Source organism: Mycobacterium sp. 852002-51163_SCH5372311 (genome assembly GCF_001667115.1).
In the GTDB taxonomy this organism is placed as follows: Bacteria; Actinomycetota; Actinomycetes; order Mycobacteriales; family Mycobacteriaceae; genus Mycobacterium.
In genome coordinates this window covers 1-7,620 of the sequence record NZ_LZIJ01000114.1, presented here as the reverse complement: position 1 = coordinate 7,620, position 7,620 = coordinate 1, and the positions used below count along the sequence as shown (strand labels likewise).

At 67.7% G+C, this 7,620-nt stretch carries 5 protein-coding genes and 2 pseudogenes; 5 read left to right on the top strand and 2 right to left on the bottom strand.

The features are described 5' to 3' along the window. A pseudogene (locus A5791_RS26815) lies at window positions 1-181 on the top strand (hypothetical protein); the annotation flags it as partial. Window positions 182-348: 167 nt separating this feature from the next. Beyond that, window positions 349-1,092: a response regulator transcription factor gene (locus A5791_RS14785; RefSeq protein ID WP_067237965.1), complete on the top strand. Its 744-nt coding sequence runs from the start codon at window positions 349-351 to the stop codon at window positions 1,090-1,092. Between the two features lie 81 nt (window positions 1,093-1,173). Here the strand turns inward: A5791_RS14785 and A5791_RS14780 are convergent. Continuing rightward, window positions 1,174-1,707: pseudogene (locus A5791_RS14780) on the bottom strand (sensor histidine kinase); the annotation flags it as partial. Then, a complete protein-coding gene (locus A5791_RS14775) occupies window positions 1,708-2,472 on the bottom strand; it encodes a TVP38/TMEM64 family protein (protein WP_067237962.1) in 765 nt (254 codons plus the stop codon). It abuts the pseudogene before it with no gap. Between the two features lie 184 nt (window positions 2,473-2,656). Here A5791_RS14775 and mutA point away from each other — a divergent pair, with 184 nt between their 5' ends. The 3 genes from mutA to meaB all read left to right on the top strand — a co-directional run. Continuing rightward, complete coding sequence (gene mutA, locus A5791_RS14770) at window positions 2,657-4,516, top strand: methylmalonyl-CoA mutase small subunit (protein ID WP_067237972.1); 1,860 nt, start codon at window positions 2,657-2,659, stop codon at window positions 4,514-4,516. A 5-nt stretch (window positions 4,517-4,521) separates the two neighbouring features. Next, complete coding sequence (scpA, locus tag A5791_RS14765; protein ID WP_067237959.1) at window positions 4,522-6,774, top strand: methylmalonyl-CoA mutase; 2,253 nt, start codon at window positions 4,522-4,524, stop codon at window positions 6,772-6,774. A 9-nt stretch (window positions 6,775-6,783) separates the two neighbouring features. Further along, window positions 6,784-7,620: methylmalonyl Co-A mutase-associated GTPase MeaB (gene meaB, locus A5791_RS14760; protein WP_067237968.1), on the top strand; the 837-nt coding region annotated here is incomplete at its 3' end.

Below are 7,620 nucleotides of genomic sequence, written 5' to 3'. Positions count from 1 at the left end.
AACAACGGCGGTCGGCGCGCTTGCCGTGTTCGCCGTCACCGGACCCACCTGGAAGGTCCGCGTCGAGTTCCCACCCCCGCCGTATCCGGCGCCGATGTCGACGCCGCTGGTCAGTTACATCCCGTCCTCGCCGACCGCCAAACCTCCCAGCGCGGCGCCGATCACCACGGCGGCGGAATAGCGGCGGGCGGGCGGGGGCGCAGGTGGTTGCGGCGGTTGCGGTGGCGGGTCAACGGTCTGCTCGGAGGTCATGTGGCTCCCCACGTCGGCGGGATCGGATCGACAGGACTTTGGAGGGACATTGCTTCCTTAAGCCTGATCTCAGAACGGCGCGTTAACAATGGGGCCATGACCGATTGTTCGCGCCCGGGGCATACCGGTAGTCGTTCGGTGGCGGGCCGGGCCGGCCAGTTCAGCGTCGGCACCCCGCGCGTCCTGGTTGTCGAGGACTCCGAGACGATCCGCGAAATGGTCAGCGAGGCGTTGGCCGACGTCGGGTACCACACCGACACCCGCTGCGACGGCGAAGGGCTGGAAGAAGTTCTGGACGGTCTGCGGCCCGACTTGGTGGTGCTCGACGTGATGTTGCCCGGACGCGACGGGTTCTCGCTGCTCGACGTCATCCGCGAATGGGGCGACATCGGCATCGTATTGATCACCGCGCGAGACGGGTTGCCGGACCGGCTGCGCGATCTCGACGGCGGCGCCGACGACTATGTCGTCAAGCCCTTCGAGCTCGCCGAACTGGTGTCGCGAGTAGGCGCGGTGCTGCGCCGGCGGGGCCGGCTGCCGCAGGTGGTTCAACTGGGCGACCTGATGCTCGACGTCGACGCCGGCGTCGCCTCGCGGGACGGACACCGCCTGGAGCTGACCGGCACCGAGTTACGGCTGCTCGACTTCCTGGTCGCGCAGCGCGGCCGGATCGTCAGCGCCGCCCAGATCCTGAACGCGGTATGGGGCTATGACGCCTACGATCCCAACCTGGTGCAGGTGCACGTCAGCGGTTTGCGACGCAAACTCGAGGCGCACGGACCACGCATTTTGCACACTGTCCGCGGCATCGGCTATCGCCTGCAGCCGCAGCGGTCATGAGCGGCGCCCCGACGAGGCCGCCGGATCAGTCCCGACACCACCGCCGGCCCCGCGGCACAGCCGCTGCCGCCGGGCCCACCGCTAGGGCAGCCTGAGCCGAAATTGCGCCCCGCCGTCGTGCGGCAGACATTCCAGCTCGCCCCCGTGGGCCCGGGCCAGCCCTCGCGCGATCGCCAAGCCCAGCCCGGCGCCGCCGTGGTCGCGCGCGCGCCCGGCATCGAGGCGCACCAGCCGATCGAAGATGTGGTCACGCTGGTCGTCGGGAACCCCCGGTCCCGTGTCGGTGACGGTCACTTCCGCAATGTCCTCACCGCCGCTCAGGTCGACGGTGATGGACCCGCCGGCCGGGGTGTGTTTGCGGGCATTGTCGAGCAGGTTCGACAGAATCTGCGCGACCCGGGTCGGGTCCGCGTTGATGGTCAGCGCGGCCGGGCCAGTGCGGACGACGCTGACCTGCGGCGCCAGCATCGCGGTCCGGTCGGCTTCGGCGGCGACCACGGCGCCCAGGTCCGTATCGCGAAGGTCGAGGGCGAGCCCGGCGTCGATCCGGCTCAGATCGAGCATGTCGGCGACGAGCCGCCCGGCACGGCGGGCGTCGGACAGCAGCAAGGTGGCTCAGTGAGTGATCGCCGGCTCGCGCGTCTCATGGGGCTGGTTGTGTGACCGCTTGGGGTGGTGCTGGCGGTAGTGGCGGACCTCGTAGATCAGGCCGGTCAGCCCTAAGACGGCGGTGCACAGCGACACCAGGATCAGCAGCGGGCTGACGTCACCGGTAAGCGCGTCGCCCAAGATGACGACCGCGGCGGTGCCGGGCAGCACACCGGCCAGCGTCGCCAACGTGTAGGGCAGCAGCCGTACGGCCGAGGCCCCGGCGGCATAGTTGAGCGGCGAAAACGGGACGGCGGGAATCAGCCGCAACGACAAGATGGCCTGCCAGCCCCGCTCCCGCAGCCGTTGGTCCAGCCGGTCCACCGCGTGGTGGCGGATCAGCCGGTTCAGCCGCCACCCGGCGGCACGCACCAGCAGAAACGCGAGCACCGCACTCGCGGTGCTGCCGACCACGGCGATCAACACTCCAAACAATGGACCGAACAACAAGCCCGCGGCCAGGGTGAACGCGGTGCGGGGGATCGGCACTACCGTGACGACGATCTGCGCGGCCAGGAACGCCAGCGGAAACCACGGACCCACCGACTGGGCCCAATCGCGCAATTGCACCGCGGTGGGCAGCTTGACCAACAGCGCCACCGCGACGAGGACTGTGATAACGCCCACTGTCGCCGCCGTCCGCACCGGCGACAACTGGCGCGCGGCGGCGCCCACCCCGTTGGCAAGACTGCGCAGGGTATCGACGGTTTTCGAGGTGGCGGGGCTCGTCACGTTTTCTAGGGTACGGGGCCGATCTGAATAACTCGTTTCGCATTAGTCGGCGTTTCACCACGGCAGCGCTGCTTTTTAGCGACTAGCTCCATCAATTAGCCTGATTAGTAAGTCGCATTACCAAATGCAACCCCAGGCAACCCGAACAAAGCGCTGCGTTTCGCTGCGGAAACAGGAGCAGTCGGTGTCCATTGACGTACCCGAGCGCGCCGACCTGGAACAGGTTCGCGAACGCTGGCGCAGCGCAGTCGCCGGTGTGCTCTCGAAGAGCACCCGCAAGGACCCTGCCGAGTTGGGCGACCGACCCGAGCAGCGGCTCGAGACACCGACCTACGACGGGTTCGCCATCAGGCCGCTCTACACCGCGCTCGACGAGCTGCCCGAGCCGCCGCTGCCGGGTCAATGGCCGTTCGTGCGGGGCGGCGATGCGTCGCGCGACGTCAAGTCGGGCTGGAAAGTCGTCGAGGCCTTCCCCTTGCCGGGTCAGGCACCGGGCGACGTCAATGCGGCGGTGCTGGCCGCACTCAACGACGGGGCCAGCGCGCTGCTGATCCGGGTAGGAGAGTCCGGGGTGGCTCCCGGGCAGCTGGAAAACCTGCTCGAAGGTGTGTACCTGAGCATGGCGCCGGTCATCCTCGACGCGGGATCCGACTATGTCGCTGCCGCCGACGTCATGCTGCGGCTGGCGGACCGGGTGGAAGCCGACCAGCGCGGCACGGTGTCGGTCGACCTGGCCGCAGACCCGCTGACGGCGACGCTGAGCAATCGTCCTGCGCCGGCGATCGAGGACGTCGTCGCAGTCGCTGCCCGGGCGGCCGCAATGCCGGGAGTGCGGGCGATCACCGTCGACGGGCCCGCCTTCCACAACCTGGGCGCGACCGCGGCCTGGGAGCTGGCAGCTGCCATCGGCGCTGCGGTGGCCTACCTGCGGGCGCTCACCGGGTCGGGGATGCCGGTAGGCCAAGCGTTGCGGCAGATCAGCTTCCGGCTCGCCGCCGACGACGACCAATTCATGACGCTGGCCAAGATGCGTGCGCTGCGCCAACTTTGGGCGCGAGTCGCCGAGGTCGCGGGCGATCCAGACGGCGGCGCCACCGTCGTCCATGCCGAGACCTCGCTGCCGATGATGACCCAGCGTGACCCCTGGGTGAACATGCTGCGCTGCACGCTGGCGGCGTTCGGTGCCGGTGCCGGCGGTGCCGACACCCTTCTGGTGTACGCATTCGACGTAGCCATCCCCGGTGGCTGGCCGGGCACGGCGACCAGCTTCGCCCGCCGGATCGCCCGAAACACACAGCTGCTGCTGCTGGAAGAGTCACACGTCGGGCGCGTGCTGGATCCCGCGGGCGGATCGTGGTTCGTCGAGGACCTCACCGAACAGCTCGCCGAGCAGGCGTGGGAGCGTTTGCAGTCCATCGAGTCCCGCGGCGGTTTCGTAGACGCCCATGACTTCCTGACCGCCCAGATCGGGGAGCTGGCCGCGCGGCGCGCCGATGACATCGCGCATCGGCGCATCGCAATCACTGGCGTCAACGAGTTTCCCAACCTCGCGGAAGCCCCGCTGCCCCAAGGCGATTGCCTGGGTCGGGTTGGACACGTGCTGCGCTATGCCGCCGAGTTCGAGACATTGCGCGACAGGTCGGACGGCTATTTGGCGCGAGAAGGTGTCCGGCCGCAGGTGCTGTTGCTGCCCTTGGGCCCACTGGCCGAGCACAACATCCGGACCACGTTCGCGACCAACCTGTTGGCCTCCGGCGGCATTGAGGCGGTCAACCCTGGACCCGTCGACGCCGACGGCGTCGGCAAGGCCGTGGGCGGGCTCGGCGTGTTCAAGGCGGCGGTGATCTGCGGCACCGACAAGCGTTACCAGGCTGAGGCAGACGACATTGTGCAGGCGGCCCGCAACGCCGGCATCGAGCGTGTCTACCTGGCCGGGCCCGAGCAGGCGCTGCCCGGGCCCACGCATCCGCCGGACGAGTTTCTGACCGCGAAAATCAATGCAGTCGAAGTACTTTCGGATCTGCTCACCGGGTTAGGGGCGTAGCCGCGATGACGATCAGCACTCCCGTTGTGGGTAGTTTCGCCGAGGTCCCGCTGCATGGCGATCGGGCCGTGCCGGCGCCCACCGAAGCCGCGGTCACAAAGCACGTTGCCGCCGCCGCGGCCGCGCACTGGTACACGCCCGATCAGCTGTTGTGGCAGACGCCGGAAGGCATCGACGTCAAGCCGGTATACATCGGGCAGGACCGGCACGCGGCCGAGCAAGAGGGCTACCCGCTGAACAGTTTTCCCGGCGAGCCGCCGTTCGTGCGTGGGCCCTACCCGACGATGTATGTGAACCAGCCGTGGACGATCCGTCAATACGCCGGGTTCTCCACCGCGGCCGATTCCAATGCCTTCTACCGGCGCAACCTGGCCGCGGGTCAGAAGGGCCTGTCCGTCGCTTTCGACCTGGCCACCCACCGGGGCTACGACTCCGACCACCCGCGCGTGCAGGGCGACGTCGGAATGGCCGGTGTGGCAATAGATTCCATTCTGGACATGCGTCAGCTGTTCGACGGCATCGACCTGTCGGCGGTGTCGGTGTCGATGACCATGAACGGTGCCGTGCTGCCGATTCTGGCGCTGTATGTGGTGGCCGCCGAGGAGCAGGGAGTGCCGCCGGAGAAACTCGCGGGCACCATCCAGAACGACATCCTCAAAGAGTTCATGGTCCGCAACACCTACATCTACCCGCCCAAGCCTTCGATGCGGATCATCTCCGACATCTTCGCCTACACCAGTGCGAAGATGCCGAAGTTCAACTCCATCTCGATCTCCGGGTACCACATCCAAGAAGCGGGTGCCACAGCGGATTTGGAGCTGGCGTACACGCTGGCCGACGGCGTGGACTACATCAAGGCGGGCCTGGACGCGGGCTTGGACATCGACACGTTCGCGCCGCGGCTGTCCTTCTTCTGGGGCATCGGGATGAACTTCTTCATGGAGGTCGCCAAGCTGCGAGCCGGCCGGCTGCTGTGGAGTGAACTGGTCGCGCAGTTCGAGCCGAAGAGCCCGAAATCTTTGTCATTGCGCACTCATTCGCAGACCTCCGGCTGGTCGCTGACCGCCCAGGACGCCTTCAACAACGTCGCCCGCACCTGCATCGAGGCGATGGCCGCAACGCAGGGGCACACGCAGTCGCTGCACACCAATGCCCTCGACGAGGCGCTGGCGCTGCCCACCGACTTTTCCGCCCGAATCGCCCGCAACACCCAGCTGGTGCTGCAGCAGGAGTCGGGCACCACCCGGCCGATCGACCCGTGGGGCGGTTCCTACTACGTCGAGTGGCTGACCCATCAGCTCGCGCAGCGGGCGCGTGCCCATATCGCCGAGGTCGCCGAGCACGGCGGCATGGCTCAGGCCATCAGCGACGGCATCCCCAAGCTGCGCATCGAGGAGGCGGCCGCACGCACCCAGGCCCGCATCGACTCCGGTCAGCAGCCGGTGATCGGAGTCAACAAGTACCAGGTTGACGAGGACCAGGAGATCGAGGTGCTCAAGGTCGAGAACAGCCGGGTGCGCGCCGAGCAGTTGGCCAAGCTTCAGGAGCTGCGGGCCGGACGGGACGCTGGTGCCGTCGAAGCCGCCTTGGCCGAGTTGAGCCGCGCCGCCGCGGCTCACGGCCGTGCCGGTGACGACGGCTTAGGCAATAACCTGCTGGCCCTGGCCATCGACGCCGCTCGGGCCAAAGCCACCGTCGGCGAGATTTCCGACGCGCTGGAAAAGGTGTACGGACGTCACCAAGCGGAGATCCGTACCATCGCCGGGGTCTACCGTGACGAAGTCGGAAAGGCCTCCAACATCGCAAACGCTATCGAGCTGGTCGAGAAATTCGCCGAGGCCGACGGACGGCGGCCCAGGATTCTGGTGGCCAAGATGGGCCAGGACGGCCACGACCGCGGACAGAAGGTGATCGCGACGGCGTTTGCCGACATCGGGTTCGACGTCGATGTCGGGTCGCTGTTCTCCACCCCCGAGGAGGTCGCGCGCCAGGCCGCCGACAACGACGTGCACGTGGTCGGGGTGTCTTCGCTGGCCGCGGGCCATTTGACGCTGGTGCCGGCACTTCGTGACGCGCTTGCGGAGGTGGGTCGGCCCGACATCATGATCGTGGTCGGCGGCGTCATCCCGCCCGGTGACTTCGACGAGCTGTACCACGCCGGAGCCACCGCCATCTATCCGCCCGGCACCGTGATCGCCGACGCTGCGGTCGGCTTGCTGAACAAGCTCGCCGAACGGCGGGGCTACAACATTGGCTAGCGCCCTTAGATGACGCGCCCGGACAACCACACCGTCGAGGCGTTGGCCAAGGCTGTTCGGGACGGGGACCGGGCGGCGCTGCCACGGGCGATCACGCTGCTGGAATCCACCCGCGAAGACCATCGTGAGCAGGCACAACAGCTGCTTCTCGAGTTGACGCCCGACTCGGGCAACGCCCACCGGGTCGGGATCACCGGGGTACCCGGGGTCGGCAAGTCCACCGCCATCGATGCGCTTGGCGTGCACCTGATAGAGCACGGGCACCGGGTCGCAGTGCTGGCGGTGGACCCGTCGTCGACCCGGACCGGCGGATCAATTCTGGGCGACAAGACCCGAATGGGGCGGCTGGCAGCGCATCCGGACGCCTACATCCGGCCGTCGCCGACGTCGGGCACCTTGGGTGGCGTGGCAAAGGCCACTCGCGAAACGATTGTGCTGCTGGAAGCGGCGGGATTCGACGTGATCCTGATCGAAACCGTCGGCGTGGGCCAGTCCGAGGTGGCCGTTGCCAATATGGTCGACACGTTCGTCTTGTTGACCTTGGCGCGCACCGGTGATCAGTTGCAGGGCATCAAGAAGGGTGTGCTGGAACTGGCCGACATCGTGGTGGTCAATAAGGCCGACGGCAAGCACCTGCCCGAGGCGCGATCAGCCGCACGGGAGCTCTCGTCGGCGATCAGATTGATCTACCCACGCGAAACATTGTGGCGGCCACCGGTTCTCACCATGAGCGCGATGGAGGAGACCGGTCTGTCCGAGCTGTGGGACACCGTGCAGCGGCATTGTCAGGTGCTCGGCGACGCCGGCGAGTTCGAAGCCCGGCGACGCGCACAGCAGGTCGATTGG

Bases quoted from the DNA above. Each gene is read 5' to 3' on its own strand.
- A5791_RS14785 (WP_067237965.1), top strand. From the start codon at position 349: ATGACCGATTGTTCGCGCCCGGGGCATACCGGTAGTCGTTCGGTGGCG.
- scpA (WP_067237959.1), top strand. From the start codon at position 4,522: ATGACGATCAGCACTCCCGTTGTGGGTAGTTTCGCCGAGGTCCCGCTG.